General features: G+C 66.7%; 24 protein-coding genes. 11 read left to right on the top strand and 13 right to left on the bottom strand.

Annotated features, from left to right (window positions below; all coding sequences use genetic code 11):
- Positions 1–5 precede the first annotated feature (5 nt).
- Positions 6–1046 carry an NAD-dependent epimerase/dehydratase family protein gene (locus ASE52_RS24650; protein WP_057229990.1) on the bottom strand — a complete coding sequence of 347 codons (1041 nt, stop codon included), beginning with the start codon at positions 1044–1046 and terminating at the stop codon, positions 6–8.
- A gap of 142 nt (positions 1047–1188) precedes the next feature.
- Between ASE52_RS24650 and ASE52_RS24655 the strand changes: the two genes are divergently transcribed.
- The 7 genes from ASE52_RS24655 (at position 1189) to ASE52_RS24685 (ending at position 9026) form a co-directional block, all read left to right on the top strand.
- Complete coding sequence (locus tag ASE52_RS24655; RefSeq protein ID WP_010466413.1) at positions 1189–2073, top strand: LysR family transcriptional regulator; 885 nt, start codon at positions 1189–1191, stop codon at positions 2071–2073.
- Positions 2074–2412: 339 nt separating this feature from the next.
- The gene (locus tag ASE52_RS24660) at positions 2413–4077 is read left to right on the top strand and encodes a DUF4139 domain-containing protein (protein WP_241777098.1); all 1665 of its coding nucleotides are present in this window, start codon (positions 2413–2415) and stop codon (positions 4075–4077) included.
- Positions 4078–4241: 164 nt separating this feature from the next.
- Positions 4242–4772, top strand: a complete 531-nt coding sequence (locus tag ASE52_RS24665) for a phosphatidylglycerophosphatase A (RefSeq protein ID WP_057229995.1) — start codon at positions 4242–4244, stop codon at positions 4770–4772.
- Positions 4769–5296: a CinA family protein gene (locus tag ASE52_RS24670; protein ID WP_057229997.1), complete on the top strand. Its 528-nt coding sequence runs from the start codon at positions 4769–4771 to the stop codon at positions 5294–5296. The genes ASE52_RS24665 and ASE52_RS24670 overlap by 4 nt, the downstream gene beginning before the upstream one ends.
- A 146-nt stretch (positions 5297–5442) precedes the next feature.
- Positions 5443–6348 (top strand): alpha/beta hydrolase, encoded by a 906-nt coding sequence (locus ASE52_RS24675; RefSeq protein WP_057229998.1) that lies wholly within the window; start codon positions 5443–5445, stop codon positions 6346–6348.
- A 217-nt stretch (positions 6349–6565) separates the two neighbouring features.
- Positions 6566–8452, top strand: a complete 1887-nt coding sequence (locus tag ASE52_RS24680) for a cyclic nucleotide-binding and patatin-like phospholipase domain-containing protein (RefSeq protein ID WP_057230000.1) — start codon at positions 6566–6568, stop codon at positions 8450–8452.
- Positions 8453–8537: 85 nt separating this feature from the next.
- The gene (locus ASE52_RS24685) at positions 8538–9026 is read left to right on the top strand and encodes a nuclear transport factor 2 family protein (RefSeq protein WP_057230002.1); all 489 of its coding nucleotides are present in this window, start codon (positions 8538–8540) and stop codon (positions 9024–9026) included.
- 154 nt (positions 9027–9180) lie between these two features.
- Here the strand turns inward: ASE52_RS24685 and ASE52_RS24690 are convergent, their stop codons facing one another.
- From ASE52_RS24690 to ASE52_RS24700, 3 genes are all read right to left on the bottom strand, one after another.
- Positions 9181–9618: a hypothetical protein gene (locus ASE52_RS24690; RefSeq protein ID WP_140426337.1), complete on the bottom strand. Its 438-nt coding sequence runs from the start codon at positions 9616–9618 to the stop codon at positions 9181–9183.
- A gap of 144 nt (positions 9619–9762) precedes the next feature.
- A complete protein-coding gene (locus ASE52_RS24695; RefSeq protein WP_057230006.1) occupies positions 9763–11325 on the bottom strand; it encodes a SulP family inorganic anion transporter in 1563 nt (520 codons plus the stop codon).
- Between the two features lie 130 nt (positions 11326–11455).
- The gene (locus ASE52_RS24700; protein WP_057230008.1) at positions 11456–12313 is read right to left on the bottom strand and encodes a YecA family protein; all 858 of its coding nucleotides are present in this window, start codon (positions 12311–12313) and stop codon (positions 11456–11458) included.
- A gap of 216 nt (positions 12314–12529) precedes the next feature.
- Here ASE52_RS24700 and ASE52_RS24705 point away from each other — a divergent pair, with 216 nt between their 5' ends.
- From ASE52_RS24705 to ASE52_RS24715, 3 genes are read left to right on the top strand one after another with little or no spacing between them, the layout of a single operon-like run.
- Positions 12530–14272 (top strand): FMN-binding glutamate synthase family protein, encoded by a 1743-nt coding sequence (locus ASE52_RS24705; protein ID WP_057230010.1) that lies wholly within the window; start codon positions 12530–12532, stop codon positions 14270–14272.
- A complete protein-coding gene (locus ASE52_RS24710; RefSeq protein ID WP_057230011.1) occupies positions 14269–15081 on the top strand; it encodes a hypothetical protein in 813 nt (270 codons plus the stop codon). The genes ASE52_RS24705 and ASE52_RS24710 overlap by 4 nt, the downstream gene beginning before the upstream one ends.
- Positions 15082–15094: 13 nt before the next feature.
- Positions 15095–15523: a GNAT family N-acetyltransferase gene (locus ASE52_RS24715; RefSeq protein ID WP_057230013.1), complete on the top strand. Its 429-nt coding sequence runs from the start codon at positions 15095–15097 to the stop codon at positions 15521–15523.
- 333 nt (positions 15524–15856) lie between these two features.
- On the opposite strand, the gene ASE52_RS24725 is transcribed toward ASE52_RS24715, so the two are convergent.
- The 9 genes from ASE52_RS24725 to argS all read right to left on the bottom strand — a co-directional run bounded on the left by ASE52_RS24725 (position 15857) and on the right by argS (position 24761).
- On the bottom strand, positions 15857–16342 hold the full coding sequence (locus tag ASE52_RS24725) for a putative toxin-antitoxin system toxin component, PIN family (protein WP_057230016.1): 486 nt from the start codon (positions 16340–16342) through the stop codon (positions 15857–15859).
- Positions 16332–17624, bottom strand: coding sequence for a THUMP domain-containing protein (locus ASE52_RS24730; protein WP_057230018.1), 1293 nt, complete (start codon positions 17622–17624; stop codon positions 16332–16334). The genes ASE52_RS24725 and ASE52_RS24730 overlap by 11 nt, the downstream gene beginning before the upstream one ends.
- Positions 17621–18103, bottom strand: coding sequence for a thioesterase family protein (locus ASE52_RS24735; protein ID WP_057230020.1), 483 nt, complete (start codon positions 18101–18103; stop codon positions 17621–17623). The genes ASE52_RS24730 and ASE52_RS24735 overlap by 4 nt, the downstream gene beginning before the upstream one ends.
- Positions 18104–18187: 84 nt before the next feature.
- On the bottom strand, positions 18188–19777 hold the full coding sequence (locus tag ASE52_RS24740; RefSeq protein ID WP_057230022.1) for an RNA polymerase factor sigma-54: 1590 nt from the start codon (positions 19775–19777) through the stop codon (positions 18188–18190).
- 88 nt (positions 19778–19865) lie between these two features.
- Positions 19866–20609, bottom strand: coding sequence for an LPS export ABC transporter ATP-binding protein (gene lptB / locus ASE52_RS24745; RefSeq protein ID WP_057230024.1), 744 nt, complete (start codon positions 20607–20609; stop codon positions 19866–19868).
- Between the two features lie 65 nt (positions 20610–20674).
- The gene (gene lptA / locus ASE52_RS24750) at positions 20675–21328 is read right to left on the bottom strand and encodes a lipopolysaccharide transport periplasmic protein LptA (protein ID WP_010466430.1); all 654 of its coding nucleotides are present in this window, start codon (positions 21326–21328) and stop codon (positions 20675–20677) included.
- Between the two features lie 108 nt (positions 21329–21436).
- The gene (locus tag ASE52_RS24755; RefSeq protein WP_010466431.1) at positions 21437–22093 is read right to left on the bottom strand and encodes a thiol:disulfide interchange protein DsbA/DsbL; all 657 of its coding nucleotides are present in this window, start codon (positions 22091–22093) and stop codon (positions 21437–21439) included.
- 232 nt (positions 22094–22325) lie between these two features.
- Positions 22326–22973: an SPOR domain-containing protein gene (locus ASE52_RS24760; protein WP_010466432.1), complete on the bottom strand. Its 648-nt coding sequence runs from the start codon at positions 22971–22973 to the stop codon at positions 22326–22328.
- Between the two features lie 9 nt (positions 22974–22982).
- The gene (gene argS / locus ASE52_RS24765; RefSeq protein WP_057230026.1) at positions 22983–24761 is read right to left on the bottom strand and encodes an arginine--tRNA ligase; all 1779 of its coding nucleotides are present in this window, start codon (positions 24759–24761) and stop codon (positions 22983–22985) included.
- Between the two features lie 352 nt (positions 24762–25113).
- On the opposite strand from argS, the gene ASE52_RS24770 reads away from it, so the two are divergent.
- Positions 25114–25419 (top strand): PsiF family protein, encoded by a 306-nt coding sequence (locus tag ASE52_RS24770; protein ID WP_010466435.1) that lies wholly within the window; start codon positions 25114–25116, stop codon positions 25417–25419.
- The last annotated feature ends 10 nt before the right edge of the window (positions 25420–25429 follow it).

The following is a 25429-nucleotide window of genomic DNA, read 5'->3' on the forward strand; positions in this document are numbered from 1 at the left end:
GGGTTTCAGGCCAAAGCGGCGCGCGGCACCTGCGACGTGACCAGCCCCAGGTCGGCCAGCGCCTGGCGCACGGCCTGGTCGAACGGGGTGTGGGGCTCGTCGCCGATGAGGGCGCGCAAGCGGGTGTTGTCCAGCCGGTGGGGCGTGCTCCACAGGTAGCGCATGGCCGCCAGTGCGGCAAACGTGGGGGCCACTACCCCCGCCATGCGCAGCAAGGGCCATGGCAACTGGCCCACGCGCAGCGCACCGGCATCGGGCAACCAGCCCTGTTCTGCCGCAATGGCGGTGAAGCTGTGGAGCCACTGCTGCGCGGTGACGTGGTGCCCCGCGACATGCAGGCATTCAAACGCGGGCAGCCGGTCACGCTCTTGCGCCACGCGCACAAAGCTGCGTGCCAGGTCGGGCAGGTAGGCCCACGGCGTGGCCACATCCCGCGGTCCGGGCCAGGTGACGCGGCCCCGCGGCAGGTCCTTGGCGATGGCCTGGTCGATCCAGCTGCCGGTGCCGCTGCCAAAGAAGTCCCCGGCGCGCAGCACGACGGCACGCAGGTCGCCCCCTTGCGTGGCGGCCTGCAGGCGCTGCTCCAGCTGCACCCGCATCCGGCCCTTGAAGCCCGTGGCGGCCTGGGGCGTGTCTTCGCGCAGCACGGGCGGCATGCCTTCGCCAAAGTTGTAGACGTTGCCGGGCAGCATCAGCGTGGCGCGCAGCTGGCGCGAGACGGCAATCGCGGCCTCCATCAGCGCGGGGGCCTGCTCGCGCCAGGCCTTGTGCGTGTAGGCGGGGTTGAGCGCATGCACCACCACCTGGGCACCTTGCGCCTGGGCGGCCAGCGCGGCGGTGTCATCCACCGCCACGGGCATCCACCACACACCGGGAATGGCGGGCAGCGCAGGGCTGCGCGCGCCGGGCCGCACCTGGGCCAGCACCTGCCAGCCCGCCTGGGCAAAGGCGCGGGCGGCCGCCAGGCCCAGCCGGCCCCGGGCGCCCAGGATCAGCACGGTGGAGGGGTTGTCCGTGGAGGGGCGAGAAAGGGGATGGGTGGTCATGTCAGGGCTCCATTCACAAGGGATGGAGCGATTGTGAAAACGCAGGCACCGTTACACAATTGCCTAACCATTCATAGCAGCAATGCAAAATTGAATACCCCCAACCGCTCCGCGGTACCCACATTGCAGGCACGCTATCGCCATGAATCAGACCTTTGACTGGAGCCTGGTGCAGTCCTTCCTGGCGGCGCTGGACCAGGGCAGCCTGCTGGGTGCGGCGCGTGTGCTCAATGCCAGCCAGCCCACCATTGGCCGCCACATTGCCGAGCTGGAATCGCAGCTGGGGGTGGTGCTGTTCGAGCGCACGGGGCGCGGTTTATTGCCCACCGCCACGGCGCTGCGGCTGGCCGAATCCGCGCGCGCCATGGAGGCCAGCGCCCACCAGCTGGCCCGCAGCGTGTCGGGCGCCGAGGAAGGGGTGAGCGGCACCGTGCGCATCACCGCCAGCCAGCCTGTGGCCTGCGCACTGCTGCCGCCGGTACTGGCGCGGATGCGCCAGGTGCTGCCCGAGGTGCAGGTGGAACTGGTGGCCAGCAACCAGGTCACCAACCTGCTGCGCCGCGAGGCAGACATCGCCCTGCGCATGGTGCGCCCCGACCAGGCCAGCCTGGTGGCCAAGCGCATCGGCGCGGTGACGCTGGGCGCCTATGCCCACCGCGACTATCTGCGCCGCAAGGGCACGCCCCGGCAGCCGCCCGACCTGCTGCAGCACGAGCTGGTGGGCAACGACCGGCACGAGGACATCCTGCAGGGCTTTGCCGCCATGGGCTACCCGGTGGAGCGCCAGCACTTCGCGTTTCGCACCGACGACCTCATGGCCTACTGGGAGGCCGTGCGTGCGGGCCTGGGCATCGGCTTTGTGGGCAACTACCTGGCCCGCACCGACCCCGGCGTGGTGGCCGTGCTGCCCATGCTGCCCCTGCCCGAGCTGCCCATCTGGCTCACGGTGCACCGGGAGATCCGCACCAGCCGCAAAATCCGGGCGGTGTATGACTTCCTGGCGGAAGAGGTGCCAGGGGTGCTTTAAGAACCTGTTCAAGATCTTTTCAGGGTCGCGCAAGCGCCTTGCCGGGATGGGATGCAAGGCGCGGTGCGCAGTTGATAGCTTGGCTATCAACAAGCGCCGCAACGCCGCAGACCGCCCGGCAAGGCACTTGCCCGCAGGGTTGGAGTGAAATCGGGCGATTGGACGCCCCAGCTGCTTGCATGGGCACGAGCCCATGCGGCGCATCCAAGGCATCCACTCATCCCGATTGCACTCCAACGCGACCCCCGAAAAGATTTTGAACAGGTTCTAAGAACCTGTGCGCGGCCACGGTGGCTGCTAGCATCCCATTCCCTTTGTCCACCGCGCCCAAGGAGCCCCGTGATCCATTCCCCCCTTGCCTTGCACTTGCGCTCTCCACACCCGCTGCGGCCCCTGTGCCTTGTCGGCATGGCCCTGCTGTGCAACGCGGCCTCGCCGGCCCTGGCGCAGGACACCTCCCGCATTGCCCGCGTCACCGTCTACCCCGGCAGCGCCACCGTGGAGCGTGTGGCCAAGGTGCCCGCTGGCGCACGCACCCTCACGCTGGCCTGCCTGCCCGCGTCGCTGGATGCGCAAAGCCTGCAGATCAACGCCGACCCCGCGGTGCGTGTGGGCGAGTTCAATGTGCTGACCGAAGACCGCGACGTGGTGGCGGCCTGCGCCAGCCCGCTGGACGGCCGCATCCGCGAGCTGGAAGACCAGATCGCCGGAGTGAAGGCCGAGGCCTCGGCCCTGCAGCTGGTGGACGGCTACCTGCGCAGCGTGGCAAACACCAGCACCAGCGATGAGACGGCCCCAGGGCGCACCGCCATCCCCACATCCGCGCAGATCGCCGCCACCGCCGACGTGCTGCGCAAGTCCGGCCAGGACAGCTTCACCCGCAGCCACCAGCTCCAACGCAAGCAAGAGGCGTTGCAGCTGGCACTCAAACCCCTGGTGGCCGAGCGCGACCGCGTGGCCAGCCAGCGCGCGCGGGTGGTGTCGGTCACCATCAACCTGGCCACCGAGCGCGAGGCCGAACTGCGCCTGTCCTACCAGGTGCGCGGCCCGGGCTGGCAGCCCACCTACCGCGTCACGCTGGACGCCACCAAATCCACCGTGCTGATCGAGCGCCAGGCGCTGGTGGCGCAGAACAGTGGCGAGGACTGGGGCAACGTGCAGCTGACCCTGTCGACCGGCCAGCCGGGTCGGGCCACGCAGGGCCGCCTGCCGCGTGAATGGACACTGGATGTGGCCCCGCCGCCGCGCCCCATGCCCGCGACGGCCCCCATGATGGCCATGGCCCCGCCGGCCCCTTCGCCCGCCGCGCTCGCGCGCAACGCGGTCGAGGAGGACAAGCCCGTCTTCGACGTGAGTGCGATCGACAGGGGTTTCGCCACCGAATTCGCCGTGCCGCAGCGCATCACCGTGCCATCGAGTGGCCAGCGTGTGACGCTGGCGCTGGGCAACCACACGGCCCCCGCCACGCTGATCACCCGCACCGCCCCGGCCGTGGAAGAGGCTGCCTACCTGGTGGCCCACATGGCCCAGCCGCCGGGCGTGTGGCCGGCCGGGCCTGCGGGCCTGTACCGCGACGGCGCGTTTGTGGGCAACGGGCGCATCGACTTCGGCACGCCCAGCGCGGGCGCCCCGGTGGGCAGCACCAGCCTGTCGTTTGGCCGCGATGAACTGGTCACGGTACGGGCCGAGCCCGTGCAGGACCTGACGGGCAGCACCGGCTTTACCGGCTCGCGCACCGAGCGCAAGACGCGCCGCGCCTACAGCGTGGAAAACCGCCACAAGACCGGCATCACGCTGCAGGTGCTGCATGCCGCGCCGGTGTCACGCAACGAGAAGATCGAGGTCGAATCGCGCTACCAGCCCCAGCCCACCGACACGGCCTGGAACCGCACACCCGGCACCGTGGCCTGGCAGCAGGCGCTGGCCGCAGGTGCCACGACGCCGTTCAGCGCCGAGCACACCATCCGGTTCCCCAAGGATGTGGAGCTGCAAGAGCGCCAGTAAATGATGAGGCACCCCCTGAGGCGCTTCGCGCCTTCACCCCTCTCTCGCTGCGCGGGAGGGGGACGCACCCGGTGGCCTGGCAAAGCCAGTTCCACGGGTACGCTGGCCTTGTGCGCGCCAGTTTTATACGCCGTGGGTTGCACGAAGCACCGTTGATTGTTGATATGACCCCCAGCTCTCCTTCCGCCCACACACCCGCTCCTCGGCGCCCCACCGTGGCGTTCATGTTTTCTCACCCGGCCCACTTCATCGCCCTGGGTTTTGGCGCCGGGCTGTCGCGCGTGGCGCCGGGCACAGTGGGCACGCTGTGGGCGTGGCTGGCCTACCTGGTGCTGCAGCAGTGGCTGTCGGCGGCCGTCATCGGACTGGTGATCGTGGCGAGCACCCTGGTCGGCTGGTGGGCCTGCACCACCACCGCCCGCAACATGGCAGTGGCCGACCCTGGCAGCATCGTGTGGGACGAGGTGGTGGCCTTCTGGCTGGTGCTGTGGCTGGCGATGCCGATGGGCTGGTGGGGGCAGCTGGTGGCGTTTGGGCTGTTCCGCTTCTTTGATGCGGCCAAACCCGGCCCAGTGGGTTGGGCCGACAGCCTGTTCAAGGGTTTTGGCTGGCGCGGCGGCTGGGGTATCTTGTGGGACGACTTTGTGGCAGCCTTCTGTACGCTGCTGGCCATTGCAGTGTGGAGGTTCCTATGACAACCGCATCGCTATCGAATGAAGAGCTACTGGCGCTTGATACATCAGCGCTAGAGGCCAATTTGACACAGATTTCCCTGCAGCTGCTGAAACACAGCCACATGCTGGCCACCGCCGAGAGCTGCTCGGGCGGCATGATCGCGGCGGCCTGCACCGACCTGGCGGGCTCCAGCCAGTGGTTCGAGCGCGGTTTTGTCACCTACTCCAACACCGCCAAGGTCGAGATGCTGGGCGTGCCGGCCGCCATGATCGAACAGGACGGCGCCGTGAGCGAAGCCGTGGCCCGCGCCATGGCCGATGGGGCACTCACCCACTCCCAGGCACAGGTCAGCCTGGCCGTGACCGGCGTGGCCGGCCCCACGGGCGGCAGCGATGCCAAGCCCGTGGGCACGGTGTGGTTTGCCTGGTGCGTGAATGGAGAAACCCACAGCGAGATGCAGCACTTTGCAGGCGACCGCGCCGCCATCCGCACGGCCACGGTGCGCTATGCACTGCAGCGGCTGCTGGGGTTTCTGCTGGCATAGTGCCCAGCCTGAGGCGCGGCCTGCCTTCCCCCTGGGGTGCGACGCCCTCGCTGCAGGGCGGCCCTTGCTCGGCATCCCTGGCTGGGGCAGCACAACGGATTGCAGAGAAGACCTGACCCAACCTGTTCGTACCAACAACCTCCCCCATGACAACGACACCCCCCTGGTTTGACGGCTTCACCACCCACCGCATAACCACCTCAGGTGCGGAAATTTTTGTACGCACTGGCGGCACCGTGGGCGCTCCGCCCCTGCTCTTGCTGCACGGCTTTCCGCAAACCCATGCGCTGTGGCACCGCGTGGCGCAGCAGCTGGCGCGCGACTACTTGCTGGTCATGCCCGATTTGCGTGGCTATGGCGACTCGTCGCACGCCCCCGGCCTGCCCGACCACAGCAACTACAGCAAACGCGCCATGGCGCAGGACATGGCCGAGGTGATGACCGCGCTGGGCCACAACAGTTTCTACCTGTGTGGCCACGACCGGGGCGGCCGCGTGGCGCACCGCCTGGCGCTGGACCACGCGGCGCGTGTGCGCAAGCTGTGCCTCATCGACATTGCCCCCACGCTGGATATGTACGCCCGCACCGACATGGACTTTGCGCGCGCCTACTACCACTGGTTCCACCTGATCCAGCCCGCGCCGCTGCCCGAGACCATGATCGGCGGCAACGCCCGCGCCTACCTGCACGCCAAGCTGGGCGGCTGGGGCAGCGCAGGCCTGGCCCACATCGAGCCCCAGGCCCTGGCCGACTACGAGCGCTGCTTTTGCACGCCCGAGGCCATCCACACCGCGTGCGAGGACTACCGCGCCAGCGCGGACGTCGACCTCGCGCACGACCGCGCAGGCCGCGCCCAAGGCGAGAAGATCACGTGCGACACGCTGGTGGTCTGGGGAGAGCACGGCGTGGTCCACCGGTTCTTCGATCCGCTGGCACTGTGGCAGGCGCAATGTGCGGGCGTGGTGACCGGCCAGGCCGTGCCCGCAGGGCATTTCATCCCTGAGCAATTGCCCGAGGCCACGGCCAACGCGCTGAGCGCTTTCATGCGCTGACGACCGGTTCCACACCGGCCCTGCAGGGCAATCCCAAGGGCCGGCCGTGCATTTGTTCACGCGGGCCACAACCAGCGCCCCCTGAGAGGCAGGCACAGGTGCCCATGCGTTCCTAGAATCCGCCGCTTCGCACGCTGCGAAACCCATCGCGAACACAGCTTGTTCGCGAGCCCCGCATTCCGCAGCGCCCTCACCGTGCCTTGCCGATTGCGTGACCATGCCCCCATTTACCGCTACCCAGAATCAACTGCTCACCGAGCACCTGCACAGCTTTCTGCCAGGCATCGAACCCGAGGCACTGGAATTGCTGCGCGCCCAGCTGGAGTGGGTGGAGATGCCCGGTGGCAGCACGCTGATGGCCCAGGGCGAGCCCGGCGAGTCGATGTACCTCACGGTGAGCGGCCGACTGCGTGCCTATGTGCGCAGCGATGACGGCAGCAGCGGGCCACAGCGCCGTGTGGCCGACATGGGCCGGGGCCAGGTGATTGGCGAGATCAGCCTGTTCACCGATGCGCCCCGCGCGGCCACCGTGGTCGCCGTGCGCGACTCGGTGCTGGTGCGCCTGACCAAGGACGTGTTCAAGACCCTGCTAGCCAGCAGCGCCCAGGTGTCGATTGCGCTCACGCGCCAGATCATCCAGCGCCTGCAGTCGGGCACCGCAGCCAGCACGGCCGCACAAGAGCGCCCCGTGGCCATGGGCCTGCTGCCCATCAGCGCGGGCGTGGACCTGCAGGGCTTTGGCCAAAGCCTGGCGCGCCAGCTCGGCACCATCGGCCGCGTGCGGGTGGTGGACTCCGCCACCGTGGACGCCGAGCTGCATGCCCCCGGCATTGCGCAGCGCGAAGGCGCCGACGCCACGGCCAACCGCCGCATTGCCATGCTGCTCAACGAGATCGAGGCCCGCAACGACTTCGTGCTGCTGCTGGCCGACCCCGAGCCCACCCCCTGGACACGCCGCGTGAGCCGCCACTGCGACGAGTTGCTGCTGCTGGCCGACGCGCAGGCCGAGCCCGCCATCCACCCGATCGAAGAAAACTGCCTGCTGCGCCGCGCGCCCCTGGCCGAGGCCGCCGAGATCCTGGTGCTGCTGCACCCCGAAGGCACCCAGTGCCCACGCGGCACCCAGCAATGGCTGGACCGCCGCCCCGTGGCCGACCATGTGCATGTGCGCCCCGCCCTCGACCGCGACATGGCGCGCCTGGCCCGCATCCAGAGCCGCACCGCCGTGGGTCTGGTGCTGGCGGGCGGCGGCGCACGCGGTTTTGCACACCTGGGCATCTACCGCGCCTTGCAGGAAGAAGGCGTGGAGATCGACTGCGTGGGCGGCACCAGCATCGGATCGGTCATGGCCGCGTATGTGGCGTCCGACCAGCCGCTGGCGACGGTGATGGCCAACGCCCGCGAGGCATTTCGCACCAACCCCACGGGCGACTTCAACCTGCTGCCGTTGATGTCGCTCATCAAGGGGCGGCGCCTGCGCCACATCCTGCACGAGGCCGTGGGCCGGCTGGTGGGCTTCCCGGCACAGGTGGAAGACCTGTGGAAGAACTACTACTGCGTGGCCACCAACTATTCGCGCGCCAGCGAACACGTGGTGCGCCGAGGCAGCCTGGTGAAGTCGCTGCTGGCCAGCATCTCCATCCCCGGCGCACTGCCGCCCGTGGTGCACGAGGGCGACCTGCTGTGCGACGGCGGTACGTTCAACAACTTTCCGGTGGACGTGATGCGCAGCATGCGCGGCGTCGGCACGGTGATCGGCGTGGACCTGAACTTCCGCAAACCGCGCCGGATCGAGCTGGACGACATGCCCACCAGCTGGGCCCTGCTGCGCGACAAGCTGCGCCCGCGCGCCCAGCGCCGCTACAAGCTGCCCTCGCTGGCCAGCTACCTCATGCAGGTCACCATCCTGTACAGCATGTCGCGCCAGCGCCAGTCGCAACAGCTCACCGACCTGTACTTCAACCCGCCCATGGACCGCGTCGGCATGCTGCAGTGGAACCGCTTCGAGCAGATCGTGCAGCAGGGGTATGCACATGGCATTCAGGTGCTGGACGGGCTTGACGCCACGAGGCGCCGGCGCATCGGCGGGCTGCGCACCCGCTGAGAATGCACCGCACGGGACGGTCGCCCAAGCGGCATGCAACGGGCAGGCACCGGTGTAGCATGGGCGCCCTTGAGGAGGAGACCCCATGCACCCCAACGCCCAGACCCTGCAGCGCTTCTACACCGCGTTTGCGCAGCTTGACCATGCCACCATGGCCGCCTGCTACGCGCCCGACGCCACCTTTGACGACGAGGCTTTTTCCCTGAAGGGCCGCGAGCAGGTGGGCGGCATGTGGCGCATGCTGTGCACCGCCACCCAAAAGCCCGGCGCCGCCGAGCACTGGAAGCTCGCGTTCAGCGGCATTGAAGCCGATGCCAAGGGCGGCAAGGCGCACTGGGAGGCGCACTACCTCTTCAGCGCCACGGGGCGCAAGGTGCACAACATCATCGACGGCACCTTCACCTTCACCCCCGACGGTCTGATTGCCACGCACCGCGACCGCTTCAACTTCTGGAGCTGGTCGCGGCAGGCGCTGGGCGCACCCGGGCTGCTGCTGGGCTGGTCGCCATCGCTCAAGCGCAAGGTGCGGAGTACGGCGGCGGGGAATTTGAAGAAGTTTCTGGCGCAGGGGTGAGGGTACCGCCCGCTCGCGTGGATGAAGATCTGTTTGCATCAGCAGCCCAACGTGAAGTCAGGAGGGAGATGCGGTTTCAGAGTGCCCCTCCGCACCAGGGTCAGGCACACAACCAACCGGGCAATCAATGCCCAACCCACCAAAAACGCAAAAATCAACTTCTGCGCCAGGGAACGAAGGAAGCCAGAAGAAGAATGAGACCGGTAATTGCGGCACCGGTTGTATTGGCCGTGTGGTCATCGTATCGGACCAACTTGGGATTGTTGGAGACGTAGGTAATGACCACGTCTTGGCGACTGATCATTTTGTCGACGACCCACGCAGGGACGCCAGATGAAACCTCAACGCGCTCGCTATTTGCCGTCATGAAGTACGTCGTAATACCCTTGCTTTTGTATTCTCTGGGCGTGTTGTCGAAGAACGGACTCTCCTTCTTTCGCTTGAATGTTGTGGTTTTATCAATATAGCTATCGATGGGGGCCAACTGCGCTTTCAGCCCATACAACCGGAAGGCCTTGTTCTCGACATAGCACCCCCAGGACAGGCCAAACATGCCGATGGCGGCCAAAAAACAAACAATACGAATCAACACGATTCACCCCTCACGTTCATCTCATTTCCACTATTAGAAACCGGTTCGACAGGCTGCGGGGATGCAGCGTGAAGCCATTGCGCGCGAAGCACCTGCCCCCACCCTGAAGACTGCGATGCGCCATGCTGCCTTTGAGGCGGCGCCTTATTCTCCATGCGCTTCCCCGCCCTGCTGCGCCCTGGCAGGCGTCACATCGCTTCCCAAGCGATCGATTAGCACCGCACTGGCCTCGTTCAAGCCCAGCACCTGCACCGTGCAGCCATGGTGGCGCAGGCGCTGCACCACCTTGTCGAGTGCGGCCACGGCGGTGATGTCCCAGAAGTGGGCGTGTGTGACGTCGATGACCACCGCGCGGCCTTCGGCGCCCAGCACGTCGAACGCCTCGATGAACGCATCGGCCGAGGCAAAAAACACCTGGCCGGACACGCGCCAAGTGCGCTGGCCCAAGGCCGTGGCGCCAGCGCCATCTGCTTGATCGGCGCCATCCGCATCGTCCTGCACGCGCACCTCCAGCATGTGCGAGACCTTGAACGCGAAGAACACCCCGCTGAGCACCACGCCCACGGCTACGCCAGCCGCCAGGTTGTGGGTGGCGATGGTGACGGCCACGGTGGCCAGCATGGCGGCGCTGGACAGGCGCGGGTGGCGCACCAGGGCGCCGAGCGACTTCCAGTCGAACGTCTCGGCCGACACCATGACCATGATGGCCACCAGCGCAATCACCGGCACCTTGGACACCCAGTCTTTCAGCGCCACCATGAGGATCAGCAAAAACATCCCGGCAAACAACGTGGACAGGCGCCCGCGCCCGCCGTACTTCACGTTGCCCACGGCCTGGCCGATCATTCCGCAGCCCGCAATGCCGCCGAACAGGCTGGCCGCGATGTTGGCCACGCCCAGCCCCGCACATTCGCGGTTCTTGTCGCTGGGGGTGTCGGTCAGCTCATCGACCACGGCGGCGGTGAGCACTGATTCGAGGAGGCCCACCATGGCGATCGCCAGCGCGGGCAGGAGGATGATGCGCAGGGTGTCGAGCGACGCGGGCACCTGCGGCAGCGCAAACACGGGCAACGCATCGGGCAGCTTGCCCAGATCGCCCACCGTGGGCAGGTGCAGCCCCAGCGCCGATGCCAGCACCGTGAGCACCACCACGCAGATCAGCGGTGACGGAATGGCGGTGAGCGCAGGCCATGCCAGCCGCTGGCCCAGCCACGGCAGGCCGTAGATGAGCGCCAGCCCCAACGCCAGCGCCCCCCAGGTGGCCGTGCTGGCGCCGTGCAGGTGCGGCAGTTGCGCGGCAAAGATCAGGATGGCCAGCGCATTGACGAAGCCCGTGCGCACCGAGCTGGACACGAAGCGCATCAACACACCGAGCTTCATCAGCCCAAATGCCACCTGCACGGCCCCGGCCAGAAGACCCGCCGCCAGCAGGTAGCCCAGCCCGTGCGATTGCACCAGCGGCGCAGCCACCAGCGCCACCGAGCCCGCCGCCGCAGACACCATCGCAGGCCGCCCGCCGGTGAAGGCGATGACCAGGCTGATGACGAACGAGGCGAAGAGCCCCACGGACGGATCGACACCCGCGACGAAGGAGAAGGCGATGACTTCGGGGATGAGCGCAAACGTGGCCACGGCCCCGGCCAGCAGCTCGCGCGGAATGCTGGGCGCCCATTCGGCGCGCAGGCGGGTCAGGGTGGAAGGGTTCATACGGGGTGCCCTGCAAAAAGCAAAGCGCACCCGGAGGTGCGCTGCGAGGGATTTCAGATCAAAACAGGCTCTATCGCTTATCCATCAAGCGCCAATAGCTATTCGATCAATAGCAAATTACCCAACAAGATCAAGCCCCGTGGCACTTCTTGTACTTCTTGCCGCTGCCGCAGTGGCACGGGTCGTTGCGGCCGGGCTCGGGCGCCTTGCGCACGGTTTCCACGCGCGGGCCCATGCTCTTCCACAGCTGGCGCAGGTCGTACACGGCCCAGATGGCTTCGCCAAAGGCCTCGACACGCGCCTGGCTGGTGCTGGGTGGGCCGTCTTCGTCGTACATGCAGACCTCGGGCTTGCCCGTGTCGTCTTCGGTCAGGGCGACGATGCTGTCCAGCGCGTCGTCCAGCCACTTGGCGGCTTCCTTGTCGCGCGGGGCGGCCCAGTCTTCGGGCCAGTTCTCCACGGCAAACATGAAGCCCAGGGCCCACACCTGGCCGAAGGACGGGATCTCCTGGTCGTCGCCCATTTCGGCGCGCTGCTCGTCGGTCAGGCTGGCCACGGCGCCGCGCATGTCCATGGCTTCGGGCTGGAAGGTGCGGTCGTCGTCGAGCGTCTTCACGTCGGTGTCGAGCTGGGCCACGATCTCGGCCCAGCGGCGGTTCCACAGCTCTAAAAAGCGCGCCTGCTGGGCTGCGTCAGCAAAGGCTGGCAACTGCGGCAGCGGGTCGCCTTCGGCAACATCCAGCTCGGCGCCATCGCCCAGCAGCATGGGCAGGTATTCGGCCGGGGCGATGGGGCGGCGGCTGCAGATCAGCGCGGTCATGAAACCGTCGCAGAACTCCCACTGCGGGATTTCCTCGCCGCGCGAGCGCAGGTCGTCGAGGATGTTGTCGATCTCTTCCAGCTCCTCAGGGCCCAGCGCGGCGGCAGGGGTGCCCGTGGGGTCATCAAGATCGTCGGTGGCGGGGGTGGGGGATGTGGGTTCGGTCATGGGGAGCTCCGGTCGTCAAGCGAGAAAGCGGGGGCGGTAAAACATGGTTTTACTTTTATGATGCGCAGGCCTTGTGCCGTGGCGCTGGTGTAGCGGCGGAGGTACGGCGACCCGGGGTGGTGCCGGGCCTCAAAAAAGCCGCGCGCAACACGGCAACCCGATAAAAAGGCGGTCAGTGTAGCCCCCTCTCGCACCGCCACCAGAACCAGGACCCCCATGCTCCACCAACTGAACTCCCTGTACCCGGTGCGCTACACGGCCTTTGCGTTGTGCGTTTTCGGGCTGCTGCTGTCGCTGTTTGCGCTGGTGGCCTTTAGCGTGGGGCTGCCTGTGGTGCTGGTGTTCGCCGCCCTGGTGGCCCTGGGCGTGTACGACCTGCAGCAGTCGCGCCACGCCATTCTGCGCAACTACCCAGTCATCGGCCACATCCGCTTCATGCTCGAATATGTGCGGCCCGAGGTGCGCCAGTATTTCATCGAAAGCGACAGCGAGGCCGCGCCGTTCTCGCGTGCGCAGCGCTCGCTGGTGTACCAGCGCGCCAAGGGCGACCCGGACAACCGCCCGTTTGGCACCCACCTGGACGTGGGCGCGCAGGGCTACGAATGGGTCAACCATTCGCTCGCACCCACACAGCTGCCGTCGCACGACTTCCGCGTGTGGATCGGCGGCAACCCCGATGCACCGTCGCAGTCCGTGGCGCCTTGCACCCAGCCTTACCACGCGAGCGTGTTCAACATCTCGGCCATGAGCTTTGGTGCGCTGTCGGCCAATGCGATCCTGGCTTTGAACCAGGGCGCGAAAAAAGGCGGCTTTGCGCACGACACGGGCGAGGGCAGCATCAGCCAGCACCACCGGGTGCATGGCGGCGACCTGATCTGGGAAATCGGCTCGGGCTACTTTGGCTGCCGCAACCCCGACGGCACGTTCAGCGAAGAGCGTTTTGCCGCCAGCGCCACCGAACCCCAGGTCAAGATGATCGAGTTGAAGCTCAGCCAGGGCGCCAAGCCCGGCCACGGTGGCGTGCTGCCGGGCGCCAAGGTGACCGCCGAGATCGCGGCCGCGCGTGGCGTGAAGGAAGGCGAGGCCTGCATCTCGCCCGCCAGCCACAGCGCCTTCAGCAACCCGGTGGAGATGATGCAGTTCATCGCGCGGCTGCGCACGCTGTCGGGCGGCAAGCCCACGGGCTTCAAGTTCTGCCTGGGCCACCCGTGGGAGTGGTTTGCCATCGTCAAGGCCATGCTGGTCACCGGCATCACGCCCGACTTCATCGTGGTCGATGGCGCCGAAGGCGGCACGGGCGCGGCGCCCGTCGAATTCACCGACCATGTGGGCGCCCCGCTGCAAGAGGGCCTGCTGCTGGTGCACAACACGCTGGTAGGCGTGAACCTGCGCGACCGCGTGCGCATTGGCTGCGCGGGCAAGGTCATCAGCGCCTTCGACATCGCGCGCATGATGGCCCTGGGCGCCGACTGGTGCAACGCGGGGCGCGGCTTCATGATGGCGCTGGGCTGCATCCAGGCACAAAGCTGCCACACCGGCCACTGCCCCACGGGCGTGACCACCCAAGACCCGCTGCGCCAGCAGGCCCTGGTGGTGCCCGACAAGGCCACGCGCGTGGCGCAGTTCCACCGCAGCACATTGCATGCGCTGCAAGAGCTGGTGCAGGCCGCCGGCCTGCGCCACCCCAAGGACATCACCGCCCACCACATCGTGCGCCGCATCAGCGACACCGAGGTGCGCCTCTTGTCCAACCTCATCACGCGCATGCAACCGGGCGCGCTGCTGGGCCCGCTGGACGCGCAGCACAACGTGTTCCGCCTGTACTGGCCCCTGGCCAGCGCCCACAGTTTTCAGGCCAGCGAACCCGCGATGGAACCGTCCATTCCCCACCATGTGGAGCTGGTGCACGCAGCGGCGGCCGGCACCGCTGCCGTGGTGGCAGGGGATGCCGCCGTATGACGATGGACACCACACCACACACCATCAACTATGGCGCCCTGCTGCAGCAGCAGCTGGCCACGCAGCCCCACAACGTGATGGCCCATGTGCTGGGCGATGAACAGATCTGGATCAAGCGCGCGGGCCCCCCCCACGGCACGGGCCGCTACCGCGCCATGGCCGTGCTGGCCGCCCTGCTGCGGCTCCCGGTGCTGCGCCCCGTGCCCAACCTCGGCGGCCCCGCCGCCATTGCCACGGAGGTGCAACGCCTGCGTGACCTGGCCGCACGCGGCATCCGCGTGCCCGTGGTGCTGGCCGCGTTGCCCCAGGGTTTTGCCATGCGCCACCTGGGCCACACGGGCGAAGAGATCCATTCGCTGGGCAACGAGATCGACCATGCCGCGCAGGCGGGTGACACGGACACCGTGCTGGCGCTGTGGCAACAAGGGCTGGACACCTTGGCCCAGGTGCACCGCCAAGGCACCTGCCTCAGCCAGGCGTTTGCTCGCAACATGGTGCGCTGCCCCGATGGCGAAGTGGCCTGCATCGACTTTGAGGACGACCCCGCCGCCGTGCTGCCCCTGGCGGTGTGCCATGTGCGCGATGCGCTGTGTTACGCGCACTCCACCGCGATCTACCTGCACACCAGCGGCACGCTGACCGAGGGGCGCGAGCGCTGGGCGGCGTGGGTGGCGCAGGAGAGCGCGGAGATGCGGGAGGTCTTGGAGATCAGCGTGCGCCGGATGGGATGGATGCGGCGACTGCCCGCAAGCCGCAGGCTGGGGCGGGACTTGCAGCGGGTGCGGGCGGCGTATGACCTGTTGGCATGACAAGACTAGCGCGATGAACGACTACGAGATTTACACCCCCACAGCAGAAGAAGTCCACTCCGGCGTCCTCGGCCGCCGGATGCGGCAGTTCAACTACGGATTTGTTGGCGAATACGGCCAGACGCAGCCAGTGTGGGTAAGCGCACGTGACACCAAGGGTGAATTGCTGGGCGGGCTGCGCGGATTCGTGTTTCTGCAGTGGCTGAATGTGGAACTTCTGTTTGTCGACGAATCGGCCCGGCACCAAGGGCTGGGCCGAAGCCTGCTGGCTACAGCGGAACAGAAAGCCCGCGAGCTGGGTGCGCACAGCGCGACGCTGAGTACCTTTGAGTGGCAGGCGCGGGGCTTTTACCTCAAGCAGGGCTATGAGGAGTTCGGACACATCGACAACTACATCCAGGGCTTTCAGCTGGTGTACATGAAGAAGGTACTTGCACCTTGATGTCGCCGGGCAGGGCGACTGGATCTTCAGAAGCGCTAGACGAACCACAACCAGATGGCTACGCCCAGACACCCCAGCGAGAGCACAACAAAGGCCCAGTAGAGGCCAGGAATGCCACCGATGGCAGTGAACTTGTTCGCCTGCAACCCCTCCTGTTCAGCGCGTGACAGGGGGTCCACTCCGACAGCCCGACCGGAAGATGGCGGTACAGCCCAGATCGTATGGTCCGACGTTCGTTCGAACTGGCGCGCATCGAATGCAAGGTACGCGAAGAAGCCTGAGAGGACTAGAAAACCCAATGGTCCCATACCGATCCTTCCAGTGACGGCCGCATCAAGCCACCGCAGCGACGGACGCTTCTTCCAGCACCAATTCCGTCGCCACATCCGCGCCCAAGCTCAACAACCGCTTGCGCATACAGATCACCGCCTTGTCCTTGCTCAGCAAAATCGCCCGGTGCGCCGCCGCCAGGTCAATGAACTTCTGGTCATCCGCGTCCTTGCACACATAGGCCACCTTGGGCGCAACCTCCACCAGCCGCGCCTGCGCATCAAACGCTGCAAGCACCTGCGCGGCATCCACCCGGTAGTAGTTCATGCGCTCCACGATGTGCGGATAGGCCAGCACGCGCTCCAGTTCGTCGCGCATGACCTGCGTGGCAATCCATGACAGGCGCCCCTGGGCCAGCAGCGTGCGCAACGGCACGGTGCGCGGGTCGCTGAAGATCAGCAGGTCCAGCGCGACGTTGGTGTCCACCACCACGGGGCGCGCGGGCTCGCCCGCCGGGGCCTCGGCGGGCAGGCGCAGTTCAACCCGCATTGCCCGGGCCGTTTTCTGGCGCCGCCTTTGCAGCGCGGTCGCGCACGGCGCCCTTGATCATGTCGAAGCGGAACATGCGGCATTCGATGGGGCCGTTCCACATCGGCACGCGGCGCGACTCCTTCAGACGCATCTTGCCGGGCAGCTTGAGGTCGGGCGTGAGCATCCAGGCCGTCCAGCCGCTGTAGTTCTTCTTCCAGTGGGCGGCCAGCTGGCTGAAGAACTCGCCACCATCATCGGTGTGCGCAGCTTCGCGGCCCACGCTGGCGCCCAGGGCCCGCTCGGCCGCGCGTTCGTTGGCGTTCTGGCCTGCGGCACCGGCGGCGGCAATGCGCTCGCCATAAGGCGGGTTCAGCAGCATCACGCCGGGCTGGTCGCACGGCGGCATGCGCTGCAGGGCGTCGCCACCGCGCAGTTGCACGGCGTCGGCCACGCCCGCACGTTCGGCATTGCGCTGGGCAAAATCGACCATGCGGTGGGCCACATCACTGCCAAATATGGGCACAGCGCTTGTCTGTATTTCGCCTTCAGCTTCGTTTTTAATAGCAGTCCAGACATGGGCCTGGAACGGCAGCAGTTTCTCGAACGCAAAGCGGCGCAGCATGCCCGCCGGGATGTGGCAGGCGATCTGCGCGGCCTCGATGGCGATGGTGCCACTGCCGCAGCAGGGGTCATACAGCGGCTGGGGGTTGTCACCGTGCGGGTCCCAGCCGCTGGCGGCGATCATGGCGGCGGCCAGGGTTTCCTTCAGCGGGGCGTCGCCCTTGTCCTCGCGCCAGCCGCGCTTGAACAGCGGCTCGCCAGAGGTGTCGATGTAGATCGTGGCTTCTTCCGTGGTCAGGTGCAGGTGGATGCGCACGTCGGGCCACTGCGTGTTCACATCGGGGCGCACGCCGCTTTTGGCGCGAAAGCGGTCGGCCACGGCGTCCTTGACCTTGAGGCCCGCGAAGTTGAGGCTCTGCAGCGGGCTGTGCTGGGCCGTCACCTCGACCTTGAAGGTCTGGCGCGTGGTGAACCAGATTTCCCACGCCACGTCGCTGGCGGCGGCATACAGGTCGTTTTCAGAGCGGTAGGGGCGGTGCGCCAGCTGCACCAGCACGCGCTGGGCCAAGCGGCTGTGCAGGTTGAGCAGCAGCGCCTCGCGCCAGGACGCGCGCAGCAGCACGCCGCCACGGCCGACCAGCAGGTCTTGCCCCGTGAGGCCGGTGATGCCATGCACCTCGTCGGCCAGGAAGCCCTCCACACCGGCGGCGCAAGGGAGAAAAAGTTGGAGTTGATTCATGTCGATGGTGAGGATACGCGCTCGGAAAGTGCGTGTGAATCCGGCGTGCCCGCACGGGCCAGCAGCAACTGGCGGATGGAGTCCGGGATCGGCGCTACCTTGCGGTCGGCCTTGCCGATGAAAACGATGCCGATCTTGCCGCGCGCCACCTCGCGGCCCGAGGTCTTCTCGGTCATGCAAAAGACCAGGTCAAACCCATAGCGGTTGAAATCGGCAGGCGCCATCTCCACGCGCATGGTCTCACCATGGAAGCCCTCGGACTTGTACTGCGCCACGATGTCGCCGACCACGATGGACAACCCACCCACATCGGCCTCGGGGTAGCCGAGTGACTGGAAGAAGCGCACACGCGCTTCGGACACCAGGCTCAGCAGCTGCGCGTTGTCCAGGTGCCCGCCCTGGTTGACGTGGCTGATGTAGATCTGCATTTCGGTGGTGAATCCGAAGTGCGGGGGGAGGTCGAAGACGATGCGGGCCATGGCGGGGCGGCGGGTAGTAAAAAGACAATTGAACGGAAACACACAACCGGGCGCACACCCCTGCGTGCCCCTCAGCGAGTGGGCCTACAGCGCCTTGCGCAGATTCGCCGGCGCGATCTTGAGCGCCTCGCGGTACTTGGCCACGGTGCGGCGTGCGCATTCGATGCCCTGCTCCTTGAGCATCTCGGCGATCTGGCTGTCGGACAGGGGCTTGGCCGGGCTTTCTGCGGCCACAAACTGTTTGATGAGGGCGCGCACGGCGGTACTGGATGCGTTGCCGCCGGTCTCGGTGCCCAGGCCCGAACCGAAGAAGTACTTCAACTCGTAGGTACCAATCGGCGTGGCCATGTACTTGGCGGTGGTCACGCGGCTGATGGTGGATTCGTGCAAGCCCAGTTCGTCGGCAATGTCGCGCAGCACCAGCGGGCGCATGGCCAGCTCGCCGTGGGTGAAGAAACTCTTTTGCCGCTCCACGATGGCGCGCGAGACGCGCAGGATGGTGTCAAAGCGCTGCTGGATGTTCTTGATGAACCAGCGCGCCTCCTGCAGGCGCTGCTGCATGCCCTGGTGCCCTTCGCCGCCCTTGTGGCCACGCAGGGCGCCGGCATAGATGTCGTGCACGCGCAGGCGGGGCATCACGTCGGGGTTGAGCGCGACGATGAAGTTGTGCTGGCCGTCGCGCCCGTTGGCGCGTCCGGCTTTGCGCACGATGACGTCGGGCACGATGATGTTGCGCTCTACATCGGCAAAACGGCGGCCGGGGCGCGGCTCCAGCCGGGCAATGAGGGCCATGGCGGCGCGGGTGCGTTCCTCGCCGTCGCCACACAACTGCGTCAGGCGGCGGATGTCGCGGCGGGCCAGCATCTCCAGCGGCTGCTGGCACACGCGCAGTGCGGTCTGCACGGTGTCGGGGTCGATCTCGCTGTCTTCGTCCGCAGCCAGGGCCTTGAGCTGCAAGGTCAGGCATTCGGCCAGGCCGCGCGCGCCCACGCCCACGGGCTCCAGGCTCTGCAGCAGGCGCTGGGCGACGGTGAAGCGGTGCACCAGTTCCTCGATCTGCTCCAGGTCGTCGGGCCCGGCCAGGCCGATGGCCAGCTCTTCGAGCGGCTCTTCCAGATAACCGTCGTCGGTCAGCGATTCGATGAGGAAGCGCAGCGCGGCGCGGTCGATCTCGGAAAGGCGCAGCGCCAGCGCCTGGCGGTGCAAAAAGGCGGTCAGCGATTCGTGCGAACGCGCCAGTTCGGTGGCGTCGGCCTCGTCGCCTTCGGAGTCATTGCGGTTGCGGGCGGGTGCATCGCCACCCCACTCGGCATCGTTGGGCGCCATCTCTACCGTGCCGTCGCCGCTCCAGTCAGGCTCGTCAGCGCCAGCACTCGGCATTTCAGCATCATTTTGGCCCTCAGCGCTTGTACTGCTTGCGCTGGTAGCTCCTGAAAAAATAGCATCATCCGCACTGTAGTCGTCGGCCTGTGCGGGTGTGTCGGCCGCTTCCAGGCCAAACTCCTCGCGCGGAGCTTCGTCGGCATTGCGTTCGAGGAACGGGTTTTCGTCGAGCATCTGCTCGACTTCCTGCGAGAGTTCGAGCGTGGACAACTGCAGCAGCCGGATGGACTGCTGAAGCTGGGGGGTCAATGCGAGATGCTGCGAGACGCGCAGCGACAGTCCAGGTTTCATTGATTGAGCGTCGCCGGGCCGCCCCAAGGCGCGAAGGCCCCCTCGGGGGGCTGCGCAGTGCGCGTTGTGACAAGCGTGGGGGCCATGTCTACATGCGGAAATGTTCGCCCAGGTACACCCGGCGCACTTCGGCGTTGTCCACGATCTCGGACGGCGTGCCCTGGGCCAGCACGCGGCCGTCGCTGATGATGAAGGCGTGGTCGCAGATGCCCAGCGTTTCACGCACGTTGTGGTCGGTGATGAGCACACCGATGCCACGCGCCTTCAGGAAGCCGATGATGCGCTGGATCTCGATCACGGCGATGGGGTCGATGCCCGCAAAGGGTTCGTCCAGCAGGATGAAGCGCGGTTGCGTGGCCAGGGCCCGGGCGATCTCGACGCGGCGGCGCTCACCGCCCGACAGCGCCATGGCGGGCGAGGCACGCAGGTGGTCCACCCGCAGCTCCTGCAGCAGGGCCGTCAGGCGCTCTTCGATGGCGTCGCGCGCGAGTGGCTGGCCGTCCTCGCCACGCTGCAATTCCAGCACGGCGCGTACGTTCTCTTCGACCGTGAGTTTGCGAAAGATCGAGGCTTCCTGGGGCAGGTACGACAGGCCCAGGCGCGAACGCCGGTGGATGGGCATGTGGGCCACCGAATGGCCGTCGATGCGGATATCGCCCTCGTCGCTGCGCACCAGCCCTACGATCATGTAGAACGAGGTGGTCTTGCCCGCGCCGTTGGGGCCCAGCAGCCCCACGACCTCGCCCTTTTGCACCACCAGCGACACATCCTTGACCACCTTGCGGCTGCCATAGGACTTGGCCAGGTGCTGCACCTCCAGGCGGCTGCCCATCTGGGAATCAGGCCCCAAGCGGCTGCCCGCCTGGGCGTCAGGTCCGGTACTCACGACGGGCCCACTCACTTGGCGCCGCCGCCAAGGCTGTTGCTGGGGCGCAGTGCCGGTGCCGAGGCAGGGGGGGCCGCCTCGGGAGCCGCCACTGCAGGCGGCGGGTCTTTGGGTGCCAGCACGGCGCGCACTCGGCTGCCGGGTGCGGGGGCATCGCCTGCGGCGTTGGTGGTGGTGCGCTTGCCGTCCACCGAGAACACGTCGGTCAGATTGTTGTAGACGATCACGGCACCCGTGATTTCGTCGCTGAGCACCGCGCCCCGGTAGCGGCGCAGCTCGGCACGGGTGATGAAGCGCACGTTGTCGGCCTTGCCGTCGTACTCGATGACCTCGCTCTCGCCTTCGATGAACTCGTCGGGTGCGCCAGCCAGGGTGTCGCGTTTTTGCCGGAAGAAAGCGCGCTTGCCGGGTTCGGCAGTGACCACGCCGTACTGGTAGCCGTCGGCGTCTTGGCGCACATCCAGCCGCGCACCGCGCAGCACGATGGAGCCCTTGGTCATGACCACGCGGCCAGAGAAAACGCTGGTCTGCTTGAGTTCATCGTGGCGCAAAGCGTCCGCCTCGATGTTCATGGGCTTGGCGCGGTCGGCCTTTTCGGCGTGGGCCACACCCAGGGTGCAGGCCAGGGCCGCGAGCAGGAGGATCGGAAGGAGGCGATGGTTCATAGGGCACGAATCTTGCAATCATTGTAGCCACCCCGTCGCATTCCTCCATGAAAAAAGCCCGCAGGTGCGGGCTTTAACCAAGAGGACGGGGCGGTCGGCAGAAAACCGTCAGCCTTTGCGGGCCACCGCCGCCAGATGTTCCACCACCTGCAGCACGTTTTGCATGTTGCCGGCCATGGTGCCATCGGTGTAGAACTTGCCAGCCACGCCCATCGACGGCACGCCCTCTACGCCGTAGGCATCCTGCAGTTGCGACGCACGGCGAACCTGGTTGGACACAGTGAACGAGCCGTAGATTTCCTTGAACTTGGCGGCATCCACACCCTGCTGGGCCACCCAGGCAAAAATTTCATCGTCCTTGGCCAGCTTCTGCTTTTCCACATGGATGGCACGGAACACCTTGGCATGAAGGGCTTCGAGCTTGCCCATGCCTTCCAGGGCGTAGTAGAGCTTTTGCTGCGGCACGAAGCTCGCGTTGAAAGCCACGGGCATGCGGCGGATGGAGAGGTCCTTGGGAGCGGCCTTCACCCAGGCGTCGAGCGTGGGCTCAAAGGCATTGCAATGGGGGCAGCTGTACCAGAAGAACTCGATCACATCGACCTTGCCCGCAGGCGCATCGGGCGCCACGGGCTTGTCCAGCCGCCGGAAGTCCTTGCCCTCCTTGAACTGGCGGGCCTGCGCCAGCGCGGGGGTGGCCACTGGCAGCGTCAGGGCGGAAGCAGCAACCGCCGAAGCGGCGGACAAAGAAAACTCACGGCGTTTCATGACAAAGACTCTCCTGTTACAGGTCTGGGGGATGTGAGCCATGCCCCCGCAAAAAGTTCAGAGCAGCCAGGAGCCTGTCGGACTTGGAGATCGTCGGCTGCAAATTGACCGCAGCGGTCCATTTTTCACCGTCTTTTTGCCCCATAGCCGGGCTATGGGGTTGCAAATCCGGTAAAAACTGTCCTCGCTGGGGTCAATTTTCGCTGATCGACGCTCCAAATCCGACAGGCTCCTAGCGCTGCACGCGCACCAGCGCCGACTCCACCCCGGCGCCATCGAGCTTCTCCTTGAGCTGCTCGGCATCGTCGCGCTTGGTGAACGGGCCCACACGTACGCGGAAAACGGCCCGGCCATTCTGTTCGCGCTCGCTCACGCGGGCCTCCCAGCCCAGCATGGCCAGCTTGGCGCGCTGGGCGTCGGCGTCGACTTGGGTGCGGAATGCCCCGGCCTGCACAAAGTAGTCAAACGGGTCCAGATTGCCCTTGGCGGCCGCCTTGGCCACCGCCAGATCACCCAGTGGGTCCGCGCCCGGCTTGGTTTCGGCCTTGGCCTCGGGCTTGCTGGCAGCAGGTTTGGGTGCGGACGCCGCGGCACGGACATCTGGTGGCGGCGCTGCCGTGGCAGGGGCCGATGCGACTGTGGCCGCAGGCGGTGCGGGCGCGCGCGCCGGGTTCTTGCCATACAGCGGCGAGTTCGGGTCCCAGTTCTTGTTCTTCTGGGATTCGGCAGCGTCCATATCCACGCCCCGGCCATTGCCCTTGTTGAGGAAGGGCACCGGTACCTTGGCCACATACACGGCCACCGCCAATGCGGCGCCCAGGCCCACGATGACCCCCACGATGAAGCCGATGATGGTCCCGCCCGTCTGTTGTTTCTTCATAGTGACTGCTTACATTCTGGCTGGAGCCGACACGCCCAGCACGGCCAGGCCATTGTGCAATACCTGTGCGGTGGCCGCGACCAGCGCCAGGCGGGCCTTCTTCACGGCTTCGTCGTCGACCAGGATGCGCTCGGCATCGTAGTAGCTGTGGTAGCTGGCGGCCAGGTCGCGCAGGTAGAAGGTGACGTCGTGCGGCGCCTCGCCGTCGGCGGCGGCCGTGAGCATCTCGGGGTACTTGGCCAGCTGCAGCATCAGCGCCTGGGCGGGTGCGCTGTCAAGGCAAGACAAGTCCGCCGCATACAGTTCGGAAGTCACCTTACCCAACAGCTCCACACGCACCTGCTCCTCGGAGATGGCCAGCAAGCTTGCCTGGGCAGTGACGATTTCCTCAGTGAAGCCCCGTTCGCGCAACAGCACCGAGCAGATACGCGCGTGGGCGTACTGCACGTAGTACACCGGGTTGTCGTTGTTCTGCGCGACGGCCAGGTCCACATCGAAGGTGTACTCGGTGTCGGGCTTGCGGCTCAAGAGGAAGAAGCGGACCGCGTCCTTGCTGGTCCATTCGATCAGGTCGCGCAGCGTGACGTAGCTGCCCGCGCGCTTGCTGATCTTGACCTCTTCGCCGCCCTTGACCACGCGCACCATGGTGTGCAGCACGTAGTCGGGGTAGCCCTGCGGAATGCCCACGTCGGCCGCCTGCAGCCCGGCGCGCACGCGGGCGATGGTGCCGTGGTGGTCCGTGCCCTGGATGTTGACGACCTTGGTGAAGCCGCGCTCCCACTTGGCGATGTGATAGGCCACGTCGGGCACGAAGTAGGTGTACGTGCCGTCCTTCTTGCGCATGACCCGGTCCTTGTCGTCGCCGTAGTCCGTGCTTTTGAGCCACAGCGCGCCGTCCTGCTCGTAGGTCTTGCCGTTGGCGACGAGCTTGTTCACCGTGGCATCCACGCGGCCGCTGGTGTACAGGCTCGACTCCAAGTAGTACTCGTCGAACTTCAGGTTGAAGGCCTGCAGGTCCTTGTCCTGCTCGTTGCGCAGGTAGGCCACGGCGAACTGGCGGATGGATTCGAGGTCTTCCACATCGCCGCTGGCGGTGAACTCGCGGTCGTCGGCCTTGACGGTCTTCTTGGCGAGGAAGTCGTTGGCGATCTCCTGGATGTATTCGCCGTTGTAGAACGCCTTGGACGCCGGGTTCTCCGGGTCGGTGGGCCAGCATTCGTCGCCGGGCTTGAAGCCCTTGGCGCGCAGCTGGGTGCTGGTGGTCAGCGTCTGGATCTGCACGCCCGCGTCGTTGTAGTAGAACTCGCGGTGCACGTTCCAGCCCTGGGTGCTGAACAGGTTGCAGATCGCGTCGCCCAGGGCCGCCTGGCGGCCGTGGCCCACGTGCAGGGGCCCGGTGGGATTGGCCGAGACGAACTCGACCAGCACCCGCTGGCCGTTGTCCTTTTGGTAGCCAAAGCGCTCGCCAGCGGACAGCACCTCGCGCACCACTTCCTGCTTGGCGGCGGGCTTGAGGCGGATGTTCAGAAAGCCCGGGCCCGCGATCTCGATGGCATCGACCCAGCGGGTGAAGGCCGGCGTGGCCTCCAGCGCCGCCTTGAGCTGCTCGCCCAGCGCGCGCGGGTTGAGCTTGAGCGGCTTGGCCAGCTGCATGGCGGCGGTGCAGGCAAAGTCGCCATGCGCGGCCACTTTGGGGGATTCGAACGCAGCGCGCCCCGCAGAGCCGAGCGACAGTTTTTCCAGCTCGCCGGCCAGGGCCGCGAGCAATTCATTTTTTGCAGTGAGCATCGGCGGATTTTACGGGGCGTCCAACCCGGGCCGCCGACACCGGGCGCACCGGGGCGGCAGGCACGCTGTTTTAGGTGCTCGTCAGGCGGCGTGCGGACGCCCGGAAATCCGCCTTGGGTGGGGCTGCAACGACGCAATTGTGGGCGGGTGGGCTGGCGGCGGCCGGCCGATTCAGAACACATTGCGCACCTGCCCACAAGCCTGCCCACCGCAAAAACAACGGCCAGCCCAGGGGCGCCGCGCACAAGCTGCCGAAGGGCTGCTGCGGGGGCTGATTCGCGTTGTCCGCCACCCCGTTCTATGGTGCAATCGCGCCGGGATCCCCCATAACGCATTCACTCCAGGAGCTTCCATGAAACAGCTGATTTCCCTGACTGCACTCGGCCTGGCCCTGACCCTGGGCGCAGGCGCGCACGCCGCCGAAGACGCCAAGGCGCCGACCAAGCAACAATCCAAGATGGCCACCTGCAACGCCGACGAAAAGGCCAAGACGCTCAAGGGCGACGAGCGCAAGGCGTTCATGAAGGAATGCCTGTCTGCCAACAAGCAAGAGAAGCAGCAGACCAAGATGAAGACCTGCAACGCCGACGAAAAAGCCAAGACGCTCAAGGGCGACGAACGCAAGGCCTTCATGAGCGAGTGTTTGAAGAGCAAGTAAGCCCGGCACC

The sequence above is a fragment of the Acidovorax sp. Root275 genome, from assembly GCF_001428965.1.
Lineage (GTDB): Bacteria > Pseudomonadota > Gammaproteobacteria > Burkholderiales > Burkholderiaceae_C > Acidovorax > Acidovorax radicis.